Annotated in this window: 19 protein-coding genes; 13 read left to right on the top strand and 6 right to left on the bottom strand. The window is 68.1% G+C overall.

Annotated elements, in window-relative coordinates; genetic code table 11:
* Positions 1 to 8: 8 nt before the first annotated feature.
* From M2428_RS13270 to M2428_RS13255, 4 genes are all read left to right on the top strand, one after another.
* The gene (locus tag M2428_RS13270; protein WP_277526408.1) at positions 9 to 2,102 is read left to right on the top strand and encodes a PhoX family phosphatase; all 2,094 of its coding nucleotides are present in this window, start codon (positions 9 to 11) and stop codon (positions 2,100 to 2,102) included.
* A gap of 150 nt (positions 2,103 to 2,252) precedes the next feature.
* Positions 2,253 to 4,076 (top strand): arginine--tRNA ligase, encoded by a 1,824-nt coding sequence (gene argS / locus M2428_RS13265; RefSeq protein ID WP_277526407.1) that lies wholly within the window; start codon positions 2,253 to 2,255, stop codon positions 4,074 to 4,076.
* Entirely contained in the window at positions 4,073 to 5,806 is a 1,734-nt protein-coding gene (gene menD / locus M2428_RS13260; RefSeq protein ID WP_277526406.1) for a 2-succinyl-5-enolpyruvyl-6-hydroxy-3-cyclohexene-1-carboxylic-acid synthase, read from the top strand. Before argS ends, menD begins: the two co-directional genes overlap by 4 nt.
* 268 nt (positions 5,807 to 6,074) lie before the next feature.
* Positions 6,075 to 7,034 carry a hypothetical protein gene (locus M2428_RS13255; protein ID WP_277526405.1) on the top strand — a complete coding sequence of 320 codons (960 nt, stop codon included), beginning with the start codon at positions 6,075 to 6,077 and terminating at the stop codon, positions 7,032 to 7,034.
* A gap of 97 nt (positions 7,035 to 7,131) precedes the next feature.
* On the opposite strand, the gene M2428_RS13250 is transcribed toward M2428_RS13255, so the two are convergent.
* The 4 genes from M2428_RS13250 to M2428_RS13235 form a co-directional block, all read right to left on the bottom strand.
* Positions 7,132 to 7,908, bottom strand: a complete 777-nt coding sequence (locus tag M2428_RS13250; protein WP_277526404.1) for an amino acid ABC transporter ATP-binding protein — start codon at positions 7,906 to 7,908, stop codon at positions 7,132 to 7,134.
* Complete coding sequence (locus tag M2428_RS13245; protein ID WP_277526403.1) at positions 7,905 to 8,870, bottom strand: amino acid ABC transporter permease; 966 nt, start codon at positions 8,868 to 8,870, stop codon at positions 7,905 to 7,907. The genes M2428_RS13250 and M2428_RS13245 overlap by 4 nt, the downstream gene beginning before the upstream one ends.
* Positions 8,871 to 8,905: 35 nt before the next feature.
* On the bottom strand, positions 8,906 to 9,859 hold the full coding sequence (locus tag M2428_RS13240; protein ID WP_277526402.1) for an ABC transporter substrate-binding protein: 954 nt from the start codon (positions 9,857 to 9,859) through the stop codon (positions 8,906 to 8,908).
* 310 nt (positions 9,860 to 10,169) lie between these two features.
* Positions 10,170 to 11,585 (bottom strand): chorismate-binding protein, encoded by a 1,416-nt coding sequence (locus M2428_RS13235; protein ID WP_277526401.1) that lies wholly within the window; start codon positions 11,583 to 11,585, stop codon positions 10,170 to 10,172.
* Positions 11,586 to 11,738: 153 nt separating this feature from the next.
* Here M2428_RS13235 and M2428_RS13230 point away from each other — a divergent pair, with 153 nt between their 5' ends.
* The 4 genes from M2428_RS13230 (at position 11,739) to M2428_RS13215 (ending at position 16,319) form a co-directional block, all read left to right on the top strand.
* Positions 11,739 to 12,533, top strand: coding sequence for a demethylmenaquinone methyltransferase (locus M2428_RS13230; RefSeq protein ID WP_277526400.1), 795 nt, complete (start codon positions 11,739 to 11,741; stop codon positions 12,531 to 12,533).
* A gap of 12 nt (positions 12,534 to 12,545) precedes the next feature.
* Positions 12,546 to 13,922, top strand: a complete 1,377-nt coding sequence (locus tag M2428_RS13225; protein WP_277526399.1) for a geranylgeranyl reductase family protein — start codon at positions 12,546 to 12,548, stop codon at positions 13,920 to 13,922.
* Positions 13,919 to 15,019, top strand: coding sequence for a polyprenyl synthetase family protein (locus M2428_RS13220; protein ID WP_277526398.1), 1,101 nt, complete (start codon positions 13,919 to 13,921; stop codon positions 15,017 to 15,019). Before M2428_RS13225 ends, M2428_RS13220 begins: the two co-directional genes overlap by 4 nt.
* A gap of 478 nt (positions 15,020 to 15,497) precedes the next feature.
* Positions 15,498 to 16,319 carry a DUF559 domain-containing protein gene (locus M2428_RS13215; protein ID WP_277526397.1) on the top strand — a complete coding sequence of 274 codons (822 nt, stop codon included), beginning with the start codon at positions 15,498 to 15,500 and terminating at the stop codon, positions 16,317 to 16,319.
* Between the two features lie 167 nt (positions 16,320 to 16,486).
* Here M2428_RS13215 and M2428_RS13210 read toward each other — a convergent pair whose 3' ends face one another.
* A complete protein-coding gene (locus tag M2428_RS13210; protein WP_277526396.1) occupies positions 16,487 to 16,915 on the bottom strand; it encodes a hypothetical protein in 429 nt (142 codons plus the stop codon).
* 20 nt (positions 16,916 to 16,935) lie between these two features.
* On the bottom strand, positions 16,936 to 17,601 hold the full coding sequence (locus M2428_RS13205; protein WP_277526395.1) for a trimeric intracellular cation channel family protein: 666 nt from the start codon (positions 17,599 to 17,601) through the stop codon (positions 16,936 to 16,938).
* A 61-nt stretch (positions 17,602 to 17,662) separates the two neighbouring features.
* On the opposite strand from M2428_RS13205, the gene M2428_RS13200 reads away from it, so the two are divergent.
* The 5 genes from M2428_RS13200 to M2428_RS13180 all read left to right on the top strand — a co-directional run bounded on the left by M2428_RS13200 (position 17,663) and on the right by M2428_RS13180 (position 23,451).
* Positions 17,663 to 18,409, top strand: a complete 747-nt coding sequence (locus tag M2428_RS13200; protein WP_277526394.1) for a CbiX/SirB N-terminal domain-containing protein — start codon at positions 17,663 to 17,665, stop codon at positions 18,407 to 18,409.
* A gap of 143 nt (positions 18,410 to 18,552) precedes the next feature.
* Complete coding sequence (locus M2428_RS13195; RefSeq protein ID WP_277526393.1) at positions 18,553 to 20,298, top strand: nitrite/sulfite reductase; 1,746 nt, start codon at positions 18,553 to 18,555, stop codon at positions 20,296 to 20,298.
* Positions 20,295 to 21,083 (top strand): phosphoadenylyl-sulfate reductase, encoded by a 789-nt coding sequence (locus M2428_RS13190; protein WP_277526392.1) that lies wholly within the window; start codon positions 20,295 to 20,297, stop codon positions 21,081 to 21,083. The genes M2428_RS13195 and M2428_RS13190 overlap by 4 nt, the downstream gene beginning before the upstream one ends.
* A complete protein-coding gene (cysD, locus tag M2428_RS13185) occupies positions 21,080 to 22,027 on the top strand; it encodes a sulfate adenylyltransferase subunit CysD (protein WP_277526391.1) in 948 nt (315 codons plus the stop codon). The genes M2428_RS13190 and cysD overlap by 4 nt, the downstream gene beginning before the upstream one ends.
* Positions 22,027 to 23,451, top strand: a complete 1,425-nt coding sequence (locus tag M2428_RS13180) for a GTP-binding protein (protein WP_277526390.1) — start codon at positions 22,027 to 22,029, stop codon at positions 23,449 to 23,451. Before cysD ends, M2428_RS13180 begins: the two co-directional genes overlap by 1 nt.
* Positions 23,452 to 23,488: the final 37 nt, after the last annotated feature.

The raw sequence follows: 23,488 nt of genomic DNA, 5'->3' as shown, positions 1-23,488 counted from the left end.
GTCTCTCCATGTCTGTCTCCTCCGGACGCACATTCTCCCTGCTCCCCATGCTTGGCCACACCAAAGGCAAGCGGAGCCCCGTTACCTGCGCGCTGAAGTGCGCCAACGCCTGCTCGGGCGAGGTCTGCAACACCAGCACCAACGGCTACTTCCGGGACATCGCCTCCGCCACGATGTCCCGCCGCGCTGCCCTGGGCTTCGGCGCCGCCGGTGCGCTCGCCGTCGCCTTCGGCAATGCGGTGACGTCCGCCGGGCCCGCTGCCGCCGACGGCGGCCCGGGCCTCGCCGCCGCCGCCAAGGAGGGGTTTGGAAAATCGAAGCTGCAGTTCACCGCCATCGCTCCGGTGGACGCCGCCGTGGACCAGCTCACCGTCCCGGCCGGGTTCACTTGGCAGCCGGTGATCCGCTGGGGCGACCCGCTCTTCAAGGACTCGCCGGCCTTCGACCTCGATCACCAGAGCGCGGCGGCGCAGGCCCGCCAGTTCGGCTATAACAACGACTACACGGACATCCTGCCGATCGACGGCTCCAAGGACCGCCGGGCCGTGCTCTTCACCAACCACGAATACACCAATGAGTCCATCATGCTGCCGGCCGGATTCGACGCCGCGGAGGCCCGCGCGATCGGCCGCGCAGCCCACGGCCTCACGGTGGTCGAGCTGGAGCGCAAGAACAAGAACAAGCCCTGGAACTACGTCCGGGGCGCCGGCCTGAACCGTCGCTTCCTGACCGACACCACCTACCAGCTCGACGGCCCGGCCGCCGGATCCGCGCTCCTGAAGACCGCAGCCGATCCCAGCGGCCGGTCCATCAAGGGCACGCTGGGCAACTGCTCCGGCGGCACCACGCCGTGGGGCACCATCCTGTCCGGCGAGGAAAACTTCAACGGCTATTTCGCCACGCCTGGAACCTCTGACGCGGACAAGCGCTACGGCCTGACCAACAAGCCCACCGCGCGCCAGTGGGAATTGGATGACCCGCGCTTTGACACCCGCAACCCCGGCTACCAGAACGAGGCCAACCGTTTCGGCTGGATCGTGGAAGTGGACCCGTTCGATCCCTCCTCCACGCCCCGCAAGCACTCCGCGATGGGCCGCTTCAAGCATGAAGGCGCCAACGTGATCGTCGCCAAGTCGGGCCACGTGGTGGCTTACATGGGCGACGACGAGCGCTTCGACTACCTGTACAAGTTCGTCTCGGCCGGCACATACCGGCCCGGGAAAACGGCGGAGGACCGCAGGAACAACCTCACTCTGCTCTCGGAAGGCGACCTGTACGTCGCCAAGTTCACAGGCAATTCGCCGGACGGGTTCGACGGCGCGGGCAAGCTTCCGGCCGACGGGGCCTTCGACGGATCCGGGGAATGGCTGCCCCTCGTGGTGGGCGGACAGTCCAAGGTGGCCGGGATGTCCGTGGAAGAGGTGCTCGTATACACCCGCCTCGCCGCCGACAAGGTGGGCCCCACCAAGATGGACCGCTGCGAAGACGTCCAGCCCAGCCTGCACACCGGCAAGGTCTACGTCGTCTGCACGAACAACGCGGACCGCGGCAAGCCCGGCAAGGAAGGCGCCACCGAGGTCAACCCCCGCACCCTCAACCGCGACGGCCACATCGTCGAAATCACCGAGACCGGGGACCAGACTTCAACCACATTTGGCTGGAACCTGCTGATGGTCTGCGGCGATCCGGCCAAGAACTCCACCGCCTACTTCGCCGGGTTCCCCGCCAGCCAGGTCTCACCCGTCTCCTGCCCGGACAACGTGGCCTTCGATTCCGTGGGCAACCTGTGGATCTCGACCGACGGCGCGCCCTCCAGCATCGGCTACGCTGACGGGCTCTTCAAGGTGACCCTGGACGGTGCCGAACGCGGCAAGGTGGAGCAGTTCCTGGCCGTCCCGCGCGACGCCGAGACCTGCGGCCCGGTCATCCACGACGACGAACGCACAGTATTCGTTGCCGTTCAGCACCCGGGCGAGGAAGGGACCTTCGCCGAGCAGCACTCCTACTTCCCGGACTACGTCGCCGCCGGCGCGACGCCGAAGCCCGGCCAGGTGCGCGCCCCGCGTCCGTCCGTGGTCCAGGTGTTCCGCACCGACGCCTAGCCACCTGCCGGCACGGCAAAACAACAACACTGCAACGCGGGGTCAGTTCGCACCCATTTTGGCCACTGGATGGGCGAGATGGCCCCGCGTTGCTTCGGGCTGAGGGAGGGGGGAGAAACCCGGGCAGGCCCGAACTGATAATTTGGGACTGTGAATAATCCGGCCGAATTGGTTGTCCCCAGAGTCCAGGCTGCAATTGCCACCGCGTTCGGCGAAGAGTTCCGGCAGGCGGACCCGGTGGTCAGGCCCTCCCAGTTCGCCGACATCCAGATCAACGCCGCCATGGCCCTGGCCAAGAAAGCCGGCCTGCCGCCGCGGGACGCCGCCGCCAAGATCGTCGAGGCCCTGAACCTGGACGGCATCTGCACCAGCGTGGAAATCTCCGGGCCCGGCTTCATCAACCTGAGCTTTGACGGCACCTGGATCGAGGAACTGCTCAATGCAGAGTCGGTCCAAGCCGCGTCCAAGGCCACCGCGGTGACGCCGGCCGCAACACCGCAGCGCGTCGTCGTCGACTATTCCTCCCCGAACGTCGCCAAGGAAATGCACGTCGGCCACCTGCGCACCACCGTGGTGGGGGACAGTCTGGTCAAGGTGCTCGAAGCCCTCGGTGACACCGTGATCCGGCAGAACCACATCGGCGACTGGGGAACCCCGTTCGGCATGCTGATCGAACACTGGCTGGAGATCGGTGAGGACTCCCCGGAAGCGGCGCTGCTGGTGGAGGACCCCAGCGCGTTCTACCAGGCCGCCCGGGCTAAGTTCGATGCCTCCGCCACCGACGAGGACGGCTTCGCCACCCGCGCCCGGCTCCGCGTCGTGGCCCTGCAGGGCGGCGACACCGAGACCTTCGCCGTCTGGCAGCGGCTCGTCGCGCAGTCCAAGCGCTACTTCAACGCCATCTACTCCGCGCTGGGCATCAGCCTCACCGATGACCACATCGCCGGCGAAAGCTCCTACGACGCGCATCTGGCACAGCTGTGCCAGGAACTAGAGGAACGCGGCCTCGCCCGGATCAGCGACGGCGCCCTGTGCACCTTCCCCGCCGGCTTTACCGGCCGCGACGGGGAACCGCTGCCGCTGATCATCCGCAAGTCCGACGGCGGCTACGGCTACGGCACCACAGACCTCGCCACCATCCGCTACCGGGTCCGCGACCTGGCGGCCAACCGGATCCTCTACGTCGTCGGCGCCCCGCAGAACGTCCACCTGCGCATGGTCATGACCACCGCCCGCGACGCCGGCTGGCTGCCGGACACAGTCCAGGCCGTGCACGTGCAGATTGGCAACGTGCTCGGCGAAGACGGGAAGATCCTCAAGTCCCGCTCCGGTGCCCCGGTGAAGCTCATGGCCCTGCTCGAGGAGGCCGTGGACCGCGCCCGTGCCGTCATTGACGCGAGCCGGCCCGAGCTCAGTGAGGACGAGCGCGCCGTGACCGCCCGCCAGGTGGGCATCGGCGCCGTCAAGTACGCCGACCTCTCCACCGGCCACGAGACCGAGTACGTCTTCGACTTCGACCGGATGCTCGCCCTTAGCGGCAACACCGGACCCTACGTGCAGTACGCTGCCGCACGAATCCGCTCCATCCTGCGCAAAGCCGGGGTGCTGGAGCAGGTCACCGGCGGCGACGGCGGCACGCCGGCCGGCACCCAGGCAACTGGCATCGCGGCAGCCGGGGAGGGCGGGCCCGCCACGGCGATCGCCGTCGTCGAACCCGCAGAACGCGCGCTGGCCCTGCACCTGCTGGAGTTCGACGCGACGCTGAACAAGGTCCGGGACGCCCTGGAGCCGCACCGGCTCTGCGGCTACCTCTTTGAGCTCGCGCAGCTGTTCACCACCTTCTACGACCAGTGCCCGGTGCTCAAGGCCGAGGAATCCGTCCGGGACTCGCGGCTGGCCCTGTGCGCGCTGGCGCTGCGCCGCCTGTCCGGCGGCCTGGAACTTCTGGGCATCGAAACGCCGGAGAACATGTGAGTCCGGCGGATTCCGCTGCCGCCTCGTCCACCTCCGGCGGCCTGACCGCGGTGGAGGCGGCGCGCATCGCCGTCGACACTTTGCTCGCCGCCGGTGTGCGCCAGGTGGTGGTGTCCCCGGGTTCGCGCTCGGCGCCCATGGCCTATGCCCTGGCCGAGGCCGAAGCCACCGGACGCGTGGAGCTGCTGGTCCGGATCGACGAGCGGACGGCCGGCTTCACGGCCCTCGGCCTCGCTTTGTCCGCCGGAGCCCCCGCCGCCGTCCTCACCACGTCCGGGACCGCCGTCGGCAACCTCCTGCCGGCCGTCATGGAGGCCAACCATGCCGCGGTGCCGCTCGTGGTCATCTCCGCCGACCGGCCCGAGGAGCTGCGGGGGACCGGGGCAAACCAGACCACCGTACAGCTGGACCTGTTCGGCGAGCACGTCCGCTTCGCCGTCGACGTGCCCGCGGGCAGCGATCCCCAGCGCGCCGTCGACACCGCCCTCAGCGCCGCCACCGGAGCCTTCGAGGACGCCCCTCCCGGGCCGGTGCAACTGAACCTTGCCTTCCGTGACCCGCTGGTCCCCGCCGTGGGCGACGGGCTGCCCGCGGCGGCCGGACGCGGGTTGTACCGGGCCGCCCGGCGCCCCCTGGCGCTGGACTTCCCGGCCGCGTCAACAGCACTGCCGGAGCGGCGCACCGTGGTGCTGGCCGGGCACGACGCCGGTCCGGTCGCCGAGGCCTTTGCCCGCGCGCACGGCCTGCCGCTGCTGGCCGAACCGTCCTCCAACGCCCGCTTCGGCCCCAACGCCGTTGGGCCCTACCGGCTGCTGATCGACCACTTCGGCGCGGACTCGGCCCATCCGATCGAACGGGTGGTCCTCTTCGGCCGGCCGACGCTCTCCCGGCCGGTGAGTGCGCTGCTGGAGCGGGCCGATGTCCCCTCGGCCCTGTACCAGCCCGTGCCGGTGGCCTGGTACGAACCCGGCCGCCGCACCGAACTGCCGCTGGAATCCCTGGCGGACCTGGCGGTGTTCGCCGGCCGCGGGGCTGCCGCGTGGCTCGATGCCTGGCTGCTGGCGGGAGCCGCCGCGCAGCACGCCGTGGACCTGATCCTGGCCGCGTCCCCTGCGCCGACCGGCCCGTCGGTTGGTGCCGAGGTCTGGAAGCACGCCCGCGAGCAGCTGGTCCTGGGCTCCTCGAACGGGATCCGCGACGTCGACCTCGCCGGGGCGCCGCCCGCGGAACCGCAGGCCACCATGTTCGCCAACCGGGGTCTGGCCGGGATCGACGGCACCACGTCCACCGCCACGGGGATCGCGCTGGGCGGGGGCCAGGAAACCACCGTGCTTATGGGGGACGTGACGTTCCTGCACGACGCCGGGGGACTCCTGCTCGGCGCCGGGGAGGCCGAACCGCTGCTGCGGATCGTGGTGCTCAATGACGCCGGCGGTGCCATCTTCGGGCTCCTGGAGCACGGCGCAGTCGCCGCGGCGGGGCGCTACGGCAACGCCGTCGAACGCCTCTTCGCCACCCCCCAGCGGGTGGACCTCGCCGCGCTGGCCGCGGCCTACGGCGTCGTGCACCGCAGGGTCGGCACGACGGCGGAACTCGCCGAAGCGCTGTCCGGCCCGCTGGAGGGCCGCAGCATCATCGAAGTGCGTACGGACCGGCACCGGCTGGGGGAGCTGCACCGCGCCATCCGGGCCGCGGTCGCTACCGCCGTGGAAGGCCTCCCGCAGACGTAGCCGCAGTGCGCCGTGCGCCGCGCCCGGCGCGACGACGCGCTCCGCACCCTGCGCTGCGCAAACTGCCCGACGCTGCGCTCCGCGCCCGGCGCGACGCAAAATACCAACCGACACCCGAATACCCGCCACGTCAGGTAATCTGCGCGTCGCAGGCCGGAATCTGCGTCGCCGGCCGGAATGCGCGTCGCCGAACGGGATGCGCGGCGGGTTGTCCACACCCGGGCGGCCGGTCATGGCGCCGCGGCTCCCTTGCTGCGATCTTCGTTCCATGAACGAATTGCCGAGACTGATCCTGGCCCGCGAGCACGTCCAGCAGGGGCTCACGCCGAAAGAGCTAGCCAAACGCTCCCGGTCAGGAGCGCTCGTTCGTGTGCGCCATGGCGTTTACGTCGACGGGGAGGCGTGGAGGACGCTGCAGCCTTGGGAACAGTACCGGATCCGGGTTAGCGCCGCCGCAGAGACGTTCACGGCCCGGACAGTTTTTGCCAGGCACTCCGCCGCGTCCGTGTGGGGAGTTCCAACGAGTGGCCAGCGTCATCCGGTCCATGCGCTGACGCTTCAGAACGGCGGCGGACGCTCGCGCGCGGGGGTGCGGCGGCACTACGTAGACCCGGACCGTCTCAAGGTGTTCCGGCGCGAAGGCCTCCTGGTCACGGGGAGGGTCCGTACGGTGCTGGATCTGGCTGCTTTCACGCCATTTGCTCAAGCCATTGTTCCTTTGGACCACGTGCTCAGGCCGGACGCCGCGTATGGGCTGCCCGCGCTCTCTAAGGAAATACTCCTGGCGGGTGTCGACGGCAATTACACCGCTGCGGCTGCGCGGCGGATTAGGACTGCCGTGGAATTCGGGGATCCGCGGTCCGGGTCCCCGGGGGAGTCCTACAGCCGCGGGCTCATGTGCGTAGCGGGATTCCAGCCGCCGGAACTTCAACACGAAATCCGGGACGGCACCGGTCTGGTGGGCTATGCGGACTACTACTGGAAGAATGCACGGTTGGTGGGCGAGTTCGACGGCATCGAGAAATATCTGAAACCCGAATACCTTCGGGGCAGGACCGCATCGCAGGCCGTCGTGGACGAGAAAGAGCGCGAAAATCGGATCCGGGCGACGGGGCTCCGGGTAGCGCGGTGGGTCTGGGCGGACCTCATGGAGCCGGGCCGGCTGGAACAGAAGCTGGCCGCGTTCGGTGCACCCCGCCGTCGAGCCCGTTCCGCATCGTGGCCATGACACGCAACCCTTCCCGCGACGCGCAAATGCCCTGTCGCCACCGGAATAACGGTAGCGACAGGGCATTTGCGCATCGACAGGAAACCTCCGCGTCGGGCTACAGCACCCGGCTCAGGAACTCCTTGGTGCGGGGGTGCTGCGGGTTGGCCAGGACCTCCCGCGGATCGCCGGACTCCACCACGACGCCGCCGTCCATGAACGTCAGGCGGTCACCGACCTCCCGGGCGAAGCCGATCTCGTGGGTCACCACGATCATGGTCATGCCGGACTTGGCGAGGTCCTTCATCACGTTCAGGACATCGCCTACAAGCTCCGGGTCGAGCGCGGACGTGGGCTCATCGAACAGCATGAGTTCGGGATCCATGGCCAGGGCACGGGCAATCGCGACGCGCTGCTGCTGGCCGCCGGAGAGCTGGGACGGGTAGTGGCCGGCACGGTCGCCGAGCCCCACGCGGTCCAGCAGCTCCAGGGCCCGCTTCCGCGCCACTGCCTTGGACTGGCCTTTGACCTGGATCGGAGCTTCCATGATGTTCTGCATCGCCGTTTTGTGTGGGAACAGGTTGAAGCGCTGGAACACCATGCCGATCTCGCGCCGCTGGGCCGCGATTTCCTTGGTCTTCAGGTCATGGAGCCTGCCCTTGACCTCGCGGTAGCCGATCAGCTCGCCGCCCACGGAAATGCGTCCCGCGCTGATGGTCTCGAGCAGGTTCACGCAGCGGAGCATGGTGGACTTGCCCGAACCGGACGGGCCGATCACCACCGACACCTCGCCCTGGTTGACGGTCAGGTCGATTCCGCGCAGTACGTGGTGGTGGCCGTAGTACTTGTGAAGGCCCTCGATCTGGACCAGCGGTTTCTCTGGGGTGATCGTCATTTCGCCTCCTCCTCGGGGAAGTCCATCTTCAGGTCCGGCTCCGCCTCGGCGCTGGGGGCCGCGGCCGCCTTGGCGGCCGCGGGGTTGACTGCGGCCGGAACCCGGTTGTCCACGCCCTTGCCGTAGTGCGCCTCAATGAAGTGCTGGCCCACCATCAGCAGGCTGGTGACCAGCAGGTACCAGAAAGCGGCGACAATCAGGAGCGGAATCGGAAGGTAAATGCGGTTGGCCAGGGCATTGGTCGCGAAGGTCAGGTCCAGCGTGAACGGCACGGCCAGGACCAGGGAGGTGGTCTTCAGCATGCCGATGGTCTCGTTGCCGGTAGGCGGAACGATGACGCGCATCGCCTGCGGCAGGATGATTCGCCGCATGATCTTGCCCTTCGTCATGCCGAGTGCCTCGGCAGCCTCGCTCTGGCCCTGGTCCACGGACTTCAGGCCGGCCCGGAAGATCTCGGCGAGATACGCGGACTCATTCAAACCCAGGCCAAGGATGGCCGGGATCAGGCCGTGGGTGGGATCCGAGGTCACCCAGGTGATAGCTGCAGGACCAAACGGGATTCCGAGGACGACGGTCGGGTAGAGAACAGTGGCCAGTCCCCAGAAGAGCAGCTGGGTGTACACCGGGGTGCCCCGGAAGAACCAGACCCACGTCCAGCTGGACCAGCGGAACACAGGGTTGTCGGACTGCCTCATGAACGCCAGGAGGATGGCCAGGACGATCGCCAAGACCATGGAGGCAAACGTCAGGAAAAGGGTCCACATCACGCCCTGGACCACCTTAGTGTCCAGGATGTAGGTGCCCACGACATCCCAGCGGAAGTTAGGGTTCGTGAACAGGCTCTGCAGGAAGGCGAGAAGGACGCCGACGATGATGACGGCGCTGATCCAGCGGCCGGGGTGCCTTACCGGTACTGCGTTGTTCAGTACCGGCGCTGCGTGAGCGTCCTGATGGCTGTCCATCGGTGTCCCTGCCGTTGGTGGGGTTGTGGGAAGGCTCAAGACGAGACCGCCGGGTTGACCTCGGACGTGGTGATGGCACCGTCAGCGGCGCCCCAGCCTTCCAGGATCTTCTTGTAGGAGCCGTCTTCCATCAGCTTGGTGACGGTCTTCTGGATGACGTCCGCCAGGGCCTTATCGGACTTGGCGACGGCGATGCCCTGGGGCGCGGCGTCGTAGACCTCGCCGAGCTTTTCAAGCTGTCCGCCGGTCTGGGTCAGCGCGTAGCCGACGATGGGGGAGTCGGCAGCCATCGCATCGATGCTGCCGTTGACCAGGCGGGTGGTGATATCCGTCTGGGTCTTGAGCGTCACGATGTTGATGGGCTGCTTGCCCTCGGCAGTGCACTTCTTGTTGCGGCCGGAGAGGTCCGGATCCTCCTGGATGGTGCCGGTCTGCACGCCGACCGACTTGCCGCACAGGTCATCCAGGGAGACCTTCTTCGGGTTGCCCTTCTGGACTGCCCAGCCAGTGCCGGCCTTGTAGTAGCTGACCATGTTCACCGCGGCGAGCCGCTCCGGGTTGATCGTGAAGGAGGAGATCCCGAGGTCATACTTCGGACCAAGGGCCGGAAGGATGCCGGTGAATTCGGCAGTCTGTACCTGGACCTTCAGGCCCAGCGCGGCGCCAATCGCCTTGGCGATGTCGACGTCGTAGCCCACGGCGGTCTGGCCGTCGGTACCGAGGAATTCGGCGGGTGCGTAGGACGTATCCGAGCCAACGGTCAGCGTGCCTTTAGTCTTGATTGCCTCAGGCACCATGGCCGCCAGGGCATCGTCCTTCTGGACCGTGCTCGGGTCAAAGCTGGCCGCCGCGCTGCCGGAAGGGGCGGCCGCGCCGCCGGTCCCGGTCTCGGAGGCGTTCGTGCAGGCCGTGAGGGCCAATGCGCTCACGGCGAGCACCGTGGCGGCCTTGAGTGCGGGGTTGCTCAGGAGCGAACGGGAGATCTGCATTTTCTTACCTTTTGTTGCCGGAGGGATGCGTAACGAAGCCGATTTATAGTGTATCGCCGAACAAGAGATGTACGTCACAGAAAACTAAGTTTCACTATTGGATAACTAAACCAGACCCAAATGCAATATCTCCAATGCCCGCTCTGTCTGTAATCCCGGATTCCGGCCGATTCGACGTCCCCGCGGGCCTGCCGCGCCGCACCCCGCTGGCCTCGCCAACAAATGCCAGTCCCGCGCGCTTCGCCGGCGCGGCACACCGGCGCCGCACACCGGCGGCCTCGCCGGCGCAGGCCCCCGCCAACCCCGCAGGCTACCTGTTGATGCCGAGCGACTCCAGCATGGGGCGGAACTTCGCCCACGTCTCGGCGAGCTCGGTCTCGGGGACGGAGCCATCCACCACGCCGCAACCCGCGTAGAGCCGGACCGTCTGCGGGGATTCGATGACGGCGCCGCGCAGTGCGATGCCCCACTCGCCGTTGCCGGCCGCGTCGAGCCAGCCGACCGGCCCGGCGTACGGGCCGCGGTCCAGATGCTCAAGCTTGCGGATCAACGCCCCGGCCACGAGGGTGGGGGTGCCGCAGACGGCGGCGGTCGGATGCAGTGCGTTGATCAGGGCCAGGCAGGTGGGGACGTGGCCTTCCACCTCGGCCAGCTCGGCCTTCACATCCGAGGCCAGGTGCCACACATTGGGCAGTTCCAGGATGAACGGCTCGCTGTGCGCGTTCATGGCCTCTGAAAACGGGGCCAGCTGCGTGGTCAGGGACTGGATTGCGATGTCGTGTTCGTGCCGCTGCTTTTCGGAGCCGGCGAGGACGCGTTCGGCGAATTCCAGCGGGGAGCCGTCCATGCCGTCGGCGTCGCGGCGGTCCAGAGTGCCGGCCAGGACGCGGGCCTGGGCGGTGCGGCCCTCCACCTGGATCAGCATTTCCGGCGTGGCGCCCACAAGCCCGTCCACCCCGTACGTCCAGCATTCGCGGTACCGGGCCGACAGTTCGCGGAGCACTTTGGCGGCATTGACGCCGGTGGGGACGGTGGCCACGACGTCGCGGGCCAGCACCAGCTTCTCCAGGGCCCCGGTCCTGATCTCTTGAACCCCGGCGGCGACGGCGGCCATCCAGTCTCCCTCGCTGAGCGAGCCGGTGTGCAGAGTTGCCCCTGCAGCCAACGGCAGAGGACGTACGACGACGGCGCCACCGGCCTGTGCGGCCCCCGGCACCGGGTCGTCCACCTCGGCGCTGTCCGTATCGGCGCTGGCGCTGGCGCTGTCGCCGGCATCGACATTGGTCTTGGCGCCGGCGCTGCCAAGCCAGCGGTCCAGGGCGGCGCGGGCGCCCGCTTCGGTGAGTTCGCCGTCGTCAAGCGTGAGCTGGGTCAGCCAGGCTTGGCCGTCGCGTAGCCCCACGACGATTTCTGGGACCAGCAGCCGGGACTCGTGGGCGGAGACTTTGGAGAAGGCGAAGGAGCCAAAAGCCACCGGCCCGGTGCCGGGGCAGTCCACCGCGTCCTCGATGTCCGCCTCGAGAACCAGATGGCGCCACCAGATGTCCGCCTCCAGGAACCGCTCGGGGCCCGTGGCGGTGAACCGGGCGATCTCGCCGAAGCCCACGAGCCCGGCCTCGCGGCGGGTCCAGCAGAGGACATCATCCCGGACCAGAAACGACGGCAGGCCCCCGGGGAAAGTTTCGGCATCGAGGGGGACTGTCAAGGTGCGGAACGTGCTCGTCATGATGGCACAACACTAGCCCGTGATCGCCCGTGCCGTGGATAAACAGGGTCCGGCCGGGGCTGAGCGAGTCCGAAGCGGCCGTTCCCGCAGGTGAAAGCCGCGTTGATTGGCGCCCCGTTCGTGGGCGAGCCGATCATTTGAGACAATGGCAGGGTGAACCGAGCATCCTTGGATAAGCGTCCGGACGAAGTAGCCACGATGTTTGACGACGTCGCCCCCAAATATGACGTCGTCAACGATGTCTTGTCGATGGGGCAGACGCGGCGTTGGCGCAAGGTGGTGGTGGAGGCCGTGGGCGTATCGCCCGGCCAGCGCGTCCTGGACCTCGCCGCCGGCACCGGTACTTCCAGCGAGCCGTATGCCGACGCCGGCATCAACGTCATCGCCTGTGATTTCTCCCTCGGCATGCTCAAGGTCGGCAAGCGCCGCCGCCCGGACATCGACTTCATCGCCGGGGATGCCACCCGGCTGCCGTTCGCTGACGACACCTTTGATGCCAGCACGATCTCCTTTGGCCTGCGCAACGTCAACGAGCCGAAGAAGGCCCTGGCCGAGATGCTCCGGGTCACCAAGCCCGGCGGCCGGCTGGTCATCGCGGAATTCTCCCAGCCCGTGGTGCCGCTGTGGCGCACCATGTACACCGAATACCTCATGCGGGCCCTGCCGGCCATCGCCGTCAAGGTCTCCTCCAACCCCGATGCCTACGTCTACCTCGCCGAGTCCATCCGCGCCTGGCCGGACCAGGACCACCTCGCGGCCTGGCTGCAGGAGGCTGGCTGGGAATCCGTCACCTACCGCAACCTCAGCGGCGGCATTGTCGCGGTGCACCGCGCCCAGAAACCGCTGGCCGGCCCCTCAACTGGCCCCGCCGCGGGCGCTGCGGCAATGGCAGCCCACACCGGACCGGTGGCGAAGCTGCGCCGCAACATCACCCGGCCCGGGCTTTAGCCGCTACGCGTCGTGAAAGTACTGATTGTCGGAGCGGGCCCGGCAGGATCCACCGCCGCCTTCTACCTTGCCAAAGCCGGCATTGACGTCACGGTGCTGGAGAAAACCAGCTTTCCCCGTGAGAAGGTCTGCGGCGACGGCCTGACTCCGCGCGCAGTCCGGGAGATCCAGAAACTGGGCCTTGCACATCCCGAAACCGACGGCTGGCGGCGGAACAAGGGCCTGCGCCTGATCGCCGGCGGCCGCACGATCGAACTGCCTTGGCCGGAGGTCGCCGACTTCCCGCAGTACGGGTTGATCCGGACCCGTCTCGGCTTCGACGAACAGTTGGCCCGCCACGCCCAGTCTGCGGGCGCCGTCGTGCACGAACGTCACAGCGTCACCGAGGCGCTGCACTCCGAGGACGGCCGGGTGACGGGCGTCCGCGCCGCGCTGCTGGACAACTCCGGGCGCAAGACCGGCGAAACGCGCGACTTCACCGCCGACGTCGTCCTCGCGGCGGACGGCAACTCGACGCGCACTGCCGTGTCGCTGGGCATCGGCAAGCGCGACGACCGTCCGCTCGGCGTGGCCGTGCGGACCTACTTCACCTCGCCGCGGCACGAGGACGACTGGATGGAAGGCTGGCTGGAGCTTCCCGGCCGCGACGGCAAACTCCTGCCCGGCTACGGCTGGGTCTTTGGCGTCGGCGACGGAACCTCCAACGTGGGCCTGGGCATCCTGAACTCCTCGAAGGACTTCGGCAAGCTGGATTACAAGCAGGTGCTGCGCGAATGGACCGCCGGGATGCCCGCCGACTGGGGCTTCACCCCGGATAACCAGGTGGGCGAGATCCGCGGCGCCGCGCTGCCCATGGGCTTCAACCGCACCCCGCACTACTCTCCGGGCCTGCTGCTGCTCGGCGACGCCGGCGGCATGGTCTCCCCGTTCAACGGTGAGGGCATCTCCTACGCCATGGAGTCCGCCCGCTTTGCGGCCGAATTCATCATCGACGGCGCCGCCCGGTCCGCGTCGGCAGGCTGGAGTGCGGCCGACGCCGACGCGCACCTGGCCCGGTACGCCGACTACGTGCGGCAGCAGTGGGGCTCGCACTTCACGCTGGGCCGTGCGTTCGCCGCCCTGATCGGCAAGCCGGCCGTCATGAAACTGGCCCTCCGGACCGGCATGCCCGTCCCCGTGCTCATGCGTTTCGTGGTGCGGCTGCTGGCCAACCTCACCGATCCTGCCGCCAGGGGTTTCGAGGACCGGGTCATCCGGGTCCTGGAATCCCTGGTCCCTGCCACATCGAATCAGGCCACGTCCAACCAGGCCGCACCCGCCACGGACAGTGTTCCGCACTCCGACACCAACTCCGCGGTTTCCGCAACAAAAGTTAGGGTTAACCCGTGACCAACTCTGCAGACCAAAGCTGGACGCACGCCGGACACGGCCTGCCGAGCTCTGAACCCGACCTCAATACCACCGCGATCGCCACCGGTCTTCAACTGCCGGCAGGCTTCGCGGCGATTGCGGGTGACCCCGAGCTGGGCCCCGCGATCACCACCAACCTGGCGCGCGTCGAGAAGAAGCTGCGCGAGGCCATTGCCAATTCCGATCCCCTGGCTGACGCAACGTCGCGTCACCTCGTGGAAGCCGGCGGCAAGCGCATCCGTCCCCTGCTGACCCTGCTGTGCGCCCACCTTGGCGATGCCTCCCTGCCCGCGGTGGTGCAGGCCGCCGTCGTCGTCGAACTGACGCACCTCGCCACCCTGTACCACGACGACGTCATGGACTCCGCGCCGTTCCGCCGTGGGGCGCCGACGGCCCACGAGGTCTGGGGCAACTCCGTCGCCGTCCTGACCGGCGACCTCATCTTTGCGCGCGCCTCCATCCTGGTCTCGGAGCTCGGCTCCCGTGCGCTGGGCATCCAGGCGCGCACCTTTGAGCGGCTCTGCCTGGGCCAGCTGCACGAGACCGTGGGACCGCGGCCGGACGAGGACCCCCTGGCGCACTACCTGTCCGTCATCGCGGACAAAACGGGCTCGCTGGTGGCCGCCTCCGGCCAGCTCGGCGCAATCTTCTCCGGTGCCGACGAGTCCTACGAGCCCTTCCTGGTCGAATACGGCGAGAAGGTGGGCGTGGCCTTCCAGCTCGCCGACGACGTCATCGACGTCACCGGGATCAAGGTCAAGTCCGGCAAGTCCCCGGGGACCGACCTGCGCGAAGGCATCCCCACCCTGCCCGTGCTGCTGCTGCGCAACGCCGCCCGCGACGGGGACCAGACCGCCGTCGAACTTCTGACGCTGATCGACGGCGACCTCAGCTCGGACGAGGCCCTGGCCGCCGCCGTAGCCGGCCTCCGGGAACACCCCGTCACCGCACAGTCATGGGTGGTGGCGCGAGCTTGGGCCGATGAGGCCATTGCCGCCCTTGCCCCGCTGCCGGAAGGCGTCGTGAAGGCCTCGCTGACCAGCTTCGCCCACGCGGTAGTGGACCGCAGCAGCTAGCCTTCCGGCTTGGCGTTAACCGGTCTCTGGCCTGGTCCTGTCGGTTCCTTCAGGCTGGGCGCGTCCTGCACGTTCGCCTTGGTGCCTAGCCTCCACCGGCCTCTCGCTTAAACGGAATGGCCCCGGTTCCTCACAACGTTCGAGTCTTCCGTTGTGCCGAACCGGGGCCATTTCTCCGTTCGCATCAGATCCACCGGAGGCATTTGGTGAACCCAGAACGACTCTATGACAGTTGTGTCATAGAGTCCAGACTTTTCTGTAAATTCATTGTCATAAGATTTCGACCGAATGCCGATCGTTGTCGCGCTGAGTTTCCCCACCTTTGGCCGGGCAGGGGCGGGACGCGCGGGCCGGTGGCGGGACACGCCGTCGGACGTCCTCAAAACCGGACAAAACCAGTGGCGCGAGTGGTGCGGACTTATCCACATAGCCGACGTGGTGGCTGCCCGGGGTGTCATTCCACGAGTGTGCTTGTCCCATGGACCTCGCGAGTTACCTGCGATACGCCGGCTCGGTTGCCCGCACGGCCACATTGCTGCAGGCCGGTTTTACATCGAACGGAATCCGCACTTCCGTGGCTGCCGGTGAAATTCGTCGCCTCCGCCATGGGGTGGTGGCGCTGCCCGGGGCGCGGGCGGACTTCCTAGCTGCCGTGCTCGCGAACGGCACGATCACCTGCGCCTCCGCCGCGCCGTTCCACGGCATATGGCGCCTCCATGAGCCCGAACGGCTGCACCTGCTGTGCGCACACGGATCAGCGTCCGGAGCTGTCGTCCACCGCGCAAGCCTGGTCCCGCCGGAATTCCCGCAGCCCGTGGCCAGCCTAACGGACACCCTGCTCCATGCGCTGCGCTGCCTGCCCCCGGTGGATGCCGCCGTCATGGTGGAAAGCGCCCTGCTGCAGGGCCGCACCACGCTTGATTACCTCAGGCAGCGGCTGCCGGGAAACCGGAACGGGGCCGCCCGCGCAGTCCTTGGCCTGGTCGACGGCACCGCTGATTCGGCGATCGAGGTCGTTGCCAGGCTTCTCTTCAGGAGCCAGGGAATCTACACCCAGACGCAGGTGAACCTTCCGGGGATCGGCTTCGTGGACTTCCTGCTTGAAGGATTCCTGATCGTGGAGATCGACGGGAGCACCCATCTTGAGCGCACGCAGGTCAAGAGGGACCGGGGGAGGAACAACGCCAGCACCCTGGCCGGCAACGCAGTCCTCCGGTACGGGTATAACGATGTCGTCTACAACCCGCAGAAGGTCATCGATGAGGTGTGGCAGGTGCTACACGGCCGCGTCATCCGCTGAATTTCCCCAAGTATGAAGTTCCGACGCCGCAGATGACCGGCGGTTCCGCCGGACACTCCGGTGAGGGACGCCAAACCTGGGGAGAATCGGCGGGGCGAACGGACGGTGGGGGAGAAGGGGGCGGTGAGGGGGAAAGCCGAAGAGGAGAGGGTAGAGGCTGCGGCCGCCTAGTCCTCGTCCTCGTCGTTGAAGGCCCACTCGAACATGTCGAAGACGAATTCGGAGAAGGTCCCCTCCTCGCTCTTCCACTGGCCCCGGGCGTTGTTGCGGCGGTACACGATGGGATCCGGGATGCTGAGGTCCCCGACGCGGAAGCCCCAGGTGAACTGCTCTTCCTCGTCCTCGAGGAACATGAGGAAACCCTCGTCGTCGACTTCGAGCTCTTCGGGGTCCCAGAAGTAGTGGTAGGCCTCCATGATGTCCTCGCAGCCGCCGACGGCCAGGTAGAACTCGCGCAGGACCAGCGGGACCTGGAACTGGTGTTCGGCCAGGGCCGAATCAAGCTCGTCGGCCGGGAGGCCATCTTCTTCCTGCCATTCGTCTTCGAGATACTTCGGGACAAGCGCGCGGAATTTCTCGAGGAACATGTCAGTCATGGTCTTATCCTAGCTAATCCCTAGCGGTCGTTTTCCGTCGCGTCCAGGCCCAGCCGGTGCCAGCCGCGCACCGCCAGCGGAACGTACCAGTGGCGCCGCCAGGCCGTGACCCGGAAGGCGAAGACGATGGCGGCGACGGCGCAGGCGCTCACCGCGGTAAAGGTTCCGGTGAGCGACAGGACCACGGTTGACACTGCCCCGGCGAACGCCGGCAACGCGTACAAATCCTTGGGGTCGAAAAGCTGCGGCACCTCGTTGGCGGTGATATCCCGCAGCAGGCCGCCACCCACCGCCGTCGTGACACCCAGCAGGACGGCAGCCACGGGATTCATCCCGGCGGCCAGGGCCTTCAAGGTGCCGGTGATGCAGAACAGGGCCAGCCCACCGGCGTCGAACAGGACCAGCAGCGAAGTGAAGCGCTGGACGCTGGAGAACAGGAAATAGACCAGCACCGTGGCGAGCAGGGGCGGCGCCAGGTACGCCGGGTTGGTGAACGCGGCGGGCGGGCCTGCGTTGATGATGATGTCGCGGATGACACCGCCGCCAAGGCTCACCACAGAGGCCAGGAGCAGCGAGCCGATGATGTCGAACTGCTTCCGTGCGGCGAGCAGCGAGCCGGAGACCGCGAAGAAGAAGACGCCGGCGAGGTCAAGCCAGACCAGGACAACACTGAAGTAGAAGGTCATGAAGCGTCCCGGTCGATAACAAGGGGGCGGATAGGGCGGCTCCAAGGTTACGCTAACGGCTATGAATAGCCCCATCCTGATCGCCTGCGCCCACGGCACGTCGAGCCCGCACGGAGCCGCGGAGGTCAACGCGCTCCGGGACGGCATCGCCGGGCTCCGGCCCGGGCTGGACGTCCGCGAGGCCTACGTCGACGTGCAGGAACCGGACCTGCCGGCCGTCGTGGCGGGCCTTCCGGAGGGGGAAACCGCCGTCGTGGTGCCGCTGCTGCTGAGCGTGGGGTACCACGTCAAGGTGGACATCGCCCGGGCCGTGAAGAGCCGGCCGGACACTCTTGCCGCGGCGCCGCTGGGGCCGGATCCGCGGCTCGCAGCGCTGCTGGACCAGCGGTTGCGCGAGGCCGGGGTGACGGACAACGACGCCGTGGTCCTCGCCGCCGCCGGTTCCTCCGATCCCAGCGCGGCACGGAATGTCGAGGAACTCGCGGACCAGCTCCGTGCGCTGCGTTCCAACCGGATCGTGGCCGGCTACGGCGCCTCCGCCAAGCCCTCGGTTCCCGACGCCGTCGCCATGCTCCGCGAGGAGGCAGCCGGCGGCGCCGGCGCGGGGGAATCGGCCGGTGCCGTGGACCTGGGCGGACGCGTGGTCATCGCCTCCTATCTCCTGGCGCCCGGCTTCTTCCATGACCAGTTGGCCAAGGCCGGCGCGGACCTTGTGACGGCGCCCCTGTTGCCCTCCCCGGTCCTCGCCGAAATTGCCCTGGAACGCTACGACGCCGCGCTGGCCGCGGCCCCACAACAACGCCCCTGACGGTCCCCGCATCAGTCCCCGCAGATGCACAGCCGCAGGGCTACTTCAAGGGTTGCCGGCGGTTCGTGACGAATTATTTCCCTAGGTGACTCCCCATTTCTGAACCTTTGTGACGGGATTACAGCCGCCCCTACAGTCGATGCATGACTGATACAGCTCTAGCCGGAGCGTCCACGGACGAGGCTGCCGCCGGCCGCACCAAACGCCCCTCCCGTCCGGCCGCCAAGCCGCACGGGCAGTGGAAAGTGGACGGCACCGCGCCGCTGAACGCCAACGAGACCTGGAAACAGGAAGACAACGGCCTCAACGTCCGCGAGCGTATCGAGTCCGTCTATTCCAAGCACGGCTTCGACTCGATCGACGGCACCGACCTGCACGGCCGCTTCCGCTGGTGGGGCCTGTACACCCAGCGCAAACCCGGGATCGACGGCGGCAAGACCGCCACGCTTGAGCCGCACGAACTCGAAGACAAATACTTCATGCTGCGCGTGCGGATCGACGGCGGTGCGCTCACCACCGAGCAGCTGCGCGTCATCGGCCAGATCTCCGTGGACTTCGCCCGCGACTCGGCCGACCTCACGGACCGCCAGAACATCCAGCTGCACTGGATCCGGGTGGAGGACATGCCCGAGATCTGGCGCCGCCTCGAAGGCGTGGGGCTATCCACCACAGAAGCCTGCGGCGACGTCCCCCGCGTGATCCTCGGCTCCCCGGTTGCGGGTATTGCCAAGGACGAGATCATCGACCCCACGCCGCTGATCCAGGAACTCGCCGAACGGTTCATCGGCGACCCGGAACTGGCCAACCTGCCGCGCAAATTCAAAACCGCCATCACCGGCCACCCCAGCCAGGATGTGGTGCACGAGATCAACGACGTCGCCCTGGTGGGCCTGGTCCACCCCGAACTCGGCATTGGCTACGACCTCTGGGTAGGCGGCGCACTCTCCACCAACCCCATGCTGGGCAAGCGTCTCGGCGCCTTCGTCCGCCCGGACCAGGCCGCCGACGTGTGGCTCGGCGTCACCAGCATCTTCCGCGACTACGGCTACCGTCGCATGCGTACCAAGGCCCGCCTGAAGTTCCTGCTGGCCGACTGGGGACCGGTGAAGTTCCGCCAGGTCCTCGAGGACGAATACCTCGGCTACAAGCTCTCCGACGGCCCCGCCGCGCCCAAGCCCTCCACGCCCGGCGACCACATCGGCGTGCACGAACAAAAGGACGGCAAGTTCTTCATCGGCGCCACCCCGCTGGCCGGCCGCCTCTCCGGCAGCCAGCTGGTCAGGCTCGCGGACACCCTGGAAGCCCGCGGCTCACGGCGCCTTCGCACCACCCCGCACCAGAAGCTCGTGGTCCTCGACGTGCCCAAGGACGAGGTGGACCCGCTCGTGGCCGAGCTCGACGCCCTGGGCCTGTCCGCCCGCCCGTCCGTCTTCCGGCGCGGCACCATCGCCTGCACCGGCATCGAGTTCTGCAAGCTCGCCATCGTGGAAACAAAGGTTACTGCCGCGACGGCGGTTGCCGAGCTGGAGCGCCGCCTGGCCGACCTCGCCGAGAGCAAGCAGCTGCCCCAGGCGCTGTCCCTGCACATCAACGGTTGCCCCAACTCCTGCGCCCGGATCCAGACGGCGGACATCGGCCTCAAGGGCATGATGCTGCCAACGCCCGACGGCGACCCCACCCCGGGCTTCCAGGTCCACCTCGGCGGCGGACTCGCCTCCGACAGCCGCGAAGAGGCAGGCCTCGGCCGCACCGTCCGCGGCCTCAAGGTCACGGCCGGGGAGCTGCCCGATTACGTCGAACGCGTGGTCCGGAAGTTCGTCGCGGACCGCTCCGAGGGCCAAAGCTTCGCCGAGTGGGCGTTCGCCGCGGAGGAGGGTGATCTCCAATGATTCCCCAGCCACACCTTAACCTCGCAAGCTCGGCCGGGGACCCCGGTGGCCGTGGCCCCTCCGCGGATATTGCGTCGCCTGCCGTACTCCGCTCCCACGACGAGCTCAAGGCCCTCGCCGAGGCCGGCGCCGCCGAGCTCGGCTGGGACGCCCCGGCCCGCGATGTCATCGCCTGGGTGGCCCGCAACTTCGAGCTTCCCGCGGTCGCCGTCGCCTGCTCCATGGCCGACGCCGTGCTGCCGGCGCTGGTCGCGGACCAGCTTCCCGGCGTCGACGTCCTGTTCCTGGAGACCGGCTACCACTTCCCGGAAACGCACGCCACGCGCGACGAGGTGGCGGCCAACCTGCGTGTCAACGTAGTGGACGTCCTGCCGGAGAACACCGTGGAGCAGCAGGACCGGTTCCTGGGCAAGGACCTCTTCGCCCGCGACCCCGCGCAATGCTGCGCCCTGCGCAAGGTGGCGCCGCTGCGCCGCACCCTGGCCGGCTACGAGCTCTGGTTCACCGGAGTCCGCCGCGACGAGGCCCCCACCCGCACCAACACGCCGCTGGTCACCTGGGACGAGGCCAACGGCCTGGTCAAGGTCAACCCGGTAGCGGCCTGGACCTTCGACCAGCTGGTGCAGTACTCCGACGACAACCTACTTCCCGTCAACCCGCTGCTTTCACAGGGCTACCCGTCCATTGGCTGCCAGCCTTGCACCCGCAAGGTGGCGCCCGGCGATGACCCCCGCGCCGGACGCTGGGCAGGAACCGACAAGACAGAATGCGGACTACACGTATGAGCACTTTCCTGACTGAGGAGCCCACGCAGGTGACCAACGCTCCCGTTTCAACGCGCCTCTCCAGCCTGGACACCCTCGAGTCCGAGGCCATCCACATCATCCGCGAGGTCGTCGCCGAGTTCGAGAAGCCTGCGCTGCTGTTCTCTGGCGGCAAGGATTCCGTGGTGATGCTGCACCTGGCCACCAAGGGCTTCTGGCCCGGCAAGGTGCCCTTCCCGGTGCTGCACGTGGACACCGGGCACAACTTTCCCGAGGTCATCGAGTTCCGCGACCGCACCGTGGAGCGGCTGGGCCTGAAGCTGGTTGTCGGCTCCGTCCAGGACTTCATTGACTCCGGCGAGCTGGCCGAGCGTGCCGACGGCACCCGCAACCCGCTGCAGACCGTCCCGCTGCTGGATGCGATCCAGCGCAACAAGTTCGACGCCGTCTTTGGCGGCGGCCGCCGGGACGAGGACAAGGCCCGGGCCAAGGAACGTATCCTGAGCCTGCGCGACGAGTTCGGCCAGTGGGACCCCCGCAACCAGCGCCCCGAGCTGTGGAACCTGTACAACGGCCGGCACACCGTGGGCCAGCACGTCCGCGCCTTCCCGATCAGCAACTGGACCGAACTGGATGTGTGGCGCTACATCGAGCGCGAGAACATCGAACTGCCGGGCCTGTACTACGCCCACGACCGCGAAGTCTTTGCCCGCGACGGCATGTGGCGCGCCGTCGGTGAAGTCTCCCAGCCGCGCGACCACGAGGAAGTCATCACCAAGACTGTCCGTTACCGGACCGTCGGTGACATGTCCTGCACCGGCGCCGTGGAATCGGCCGCCGCCACCGTGCGCGACGTCGTCATTGAGGTTGCCGCCTCGACCATCACCGAACGTGGCGCCACCCGGGCCGATGACCGCATCTCCGAGGCCGCCATGGAAGACCGCAAGAAGGACGGCTATTTCTAATGAGCACGGAAACGTTTCTCCCCGGCCCGGACCTCGTTGCCGCGGCGCTGCCCACCACGCTGTTCCGCTTCGCCACCGCAGGCTCCGTCGATGACGGCAAGTCCACGCTGGTGGGCCGGCTCCTGCATGACTCGAAGGCGATCCTCGCCGACCAGCTCGACGCCGTCGCCCGCACTTCCGCGGACCGCGGGTTCGGCGGCGAAGGGGCCACCGGCACAAAGGCGATCGACCTCGCCCTGCTGACCGACGGCCTGCGCGCCGAGCGCGAGCAGGGCATCACCATCGACGTCGCCTACCGCTACTTCGCCACGGACCGCCGCAGCTTCATCCTCGCGGACTGCCCCGGGCACGTGCAGTACACCAAGAACACGGTGACCGGCGCGTCCACCGCGGACGCCGTCGTCGTGCTCATCGATGCCCGCAAGGGTGTCCTGGAGCAGACCCGCCGGCACCTGTCCGTGCTGCAGCTGCTGCGGGTGGCGCACGTGATCGTCGCCGTGAACAAGATCGACCTCGTGGGCTTCAGCGAGGACGTGTTCCGCGAGATCGAGGCGGACGTCCAGCAGGTCGGGCGCGAGCTCGGGCTCGGATCCGATGGTGTCGCCGACCTCCGGGTCATCCCGGTGTCCGCCCTCGACGGCGACAACGTGGTCGATGCCTCGAAGCGCACCCCGTGGTACGACGGCCCGGCGCTGCTGGAAGTCCTCGAGACGCTGCCGGCCGCGGACGAACTCGAGAGCCACCTCGAGAGCTTCCGTTTCCCGGTCCAGCTAGTGGTCCGGCCGCAGGGCGCGCTGGCTCCGGACGCCGTCGCCGGCGGCCTCGATCCCGAGGCGTACCGCGACTACCGTGCCTACGCCGGCCAGATCACCGAAGGCTCGGTCAAGGTGGGGGACCAGGTCAGCATCCTGACCCCGGGGCAGGCCCCGCGCAGCACTACCGTCACCGGGATCGACTTCGCTGGGCGTGAGCTCGCCGAGGCAGCCGCACCGCAGTCCGTGGCCCTGCGCCTGGCGGATGAGTTCGACGTCGCCCGCGGTGACACGATCGCGGCGGCGGGGACGGTGCGGGAAGCATCGGCCGACCTCTACGCTGCGCTCTGCTGGCTCTCGCCCAAGCCGCTCCGGGAGGGCTCTAAGGTCCTGGTCAAGCACGGTACCCGCACGGTCCAGGCGCTGGTCCGGAACGTGACGGGCAAGCTGGACCTCGCCAGCTTCGGCCTGGAGCCGACGTCCACCCTGGAGCTCAACGACATCGGGCACGCGCAGCTTCGTCTCGCGGCCCCGCTGCCGCTGGAGAACTACCTGCATCACCGCCGCACCGGGGCGTTCCTGGTGATCGACCCTCTCGACGGCAACACCCTCGCCGCGGGCCTGGTGAACGACCATCCCGGCGACCACGAGGACGAACGCTACTCGATCTAGGCCTGCTCGAACTGGCTGAAGGCACCCCGACTGCTCG

The organism is Arthrobacter sp. ES3-54, assembly GCF_029504395.1.
Classification (GTDB): domain Bacteria; phylum Actinomycetota; class Actinomycetes; order Actinomycetales; family Micrococcaceae; genus Arthrobacter.
The sequence above is the reverse complement of the archived record's forward strand: the minus strand, read 5'-3'. Positions and strand labels throughout refer to the sequence as shown.

What these genes read in the sequence shown, in the direction of transcription:
- M2428_RS13270 (WP_277526408.1), top strand. Translation starts at nt 9, where the DNA reads ATGTCTGTCTCCTCCGGACGCACATTCTCCCTGCTCCCCATGCTTGGC.
- M2428_RS13255 (WP_277526405.1), top strand. Translation starts at nt 6,075, where the DNA reads ATGAACGAATTGCCGAGACTGATCCTGGCCCGCGAGCACGTCCAGCAG.
- M2428_RS13250 (WP_277526404.1), bottom strand. Translation starts at nt 7,908, where the DNA reads ATGACGATCACCCCAGAGAAACCGCTGGTCCAGATCGAGGGCCTTCAC.
- M2428_RS13245 (WP_277526403.1), bottom strand. Translation starts at nt 8,870, where the DNA reads ATGGACAGCCATCAGGACGCTCACGCAGCGCCGGTACTGAACAACGCA.
- M2428_RS13240 (WP_277526402.1), bottom strand. Translation starts at nt 9,859, where the DNA reads ATGCAGATCTCCCGTTCGCTCCTGAGCAACCCCGCACTCAAGGCCGCC.
- M2428_RS13235 (WP_277526401.1), bottom strand. Translation starts at nt 11,585, where the DNA reads ATGACGAGCACGTTCCGCACCTTGACAGTCCCCCTCGATGCCGAAACT.
- M2428_RS13215 (WP_277526397.1), top strand. Translation starts at nt 15,498, where the DNA reads ATGGACCTCGCGAGTTACCTGCGATACGCCGGCTCGGTTGCCCGCACG.
- M2428_RS13210 (WP_277526396.1), bottom strand. Translation starts at nt 16,915, where the DNA reads ATGACTGACATGTTCCTCGAGAAATTCCGCGCGCTTGTCCCGAAGTAT.
- M2428_RS13205 (WP_277526395.1), bottom strand. Translation starts at nt 17,601, where the DNA reads ATGACCTTCTACTTCAGTGTTGTCCTGGTCTGGCTTGACCTCGCCGGC.
- M2428_RS13200 (WP_277526394.1), top strand. Translation starts at nt 17,663, where the DNA reads ATGAATAGCCCCATCCTGATCGCCTGCGCCCACGGCACGTCGAGCCCG.
- M2428_RS13195 (WP_277526393.1), top strand. Translation starts at nt 18,553, where the DNA reads ATGACTGATACAGCTCTAGCCGGAGCGTCCACGGACGAGGCTGCCGCC.
- M2428_RS13190 (WP_277526392.1), top strand. Translation starts at nt 20,295, where the DNA reads ATGATTCCCCAGCCACACCTTAACCTCGCAAGCTCGGCCGGGGACCCC.
- cysD (WP_277526391.1), top strand. Translation starts at nt 21,080, where the DNA reads ATGAGCACTTTCCTGACTGAGGAGCCCACGCAGGTGACCAACGCTCCC.
- M2428_RS13180 (WP_277526390.1), top strand. Translation starts at nt 22,027, where the DNA reads ATGAGCACGGAAACGTTTCTCCCCGGCCCGGACCTCGTTGCCGCGGCG.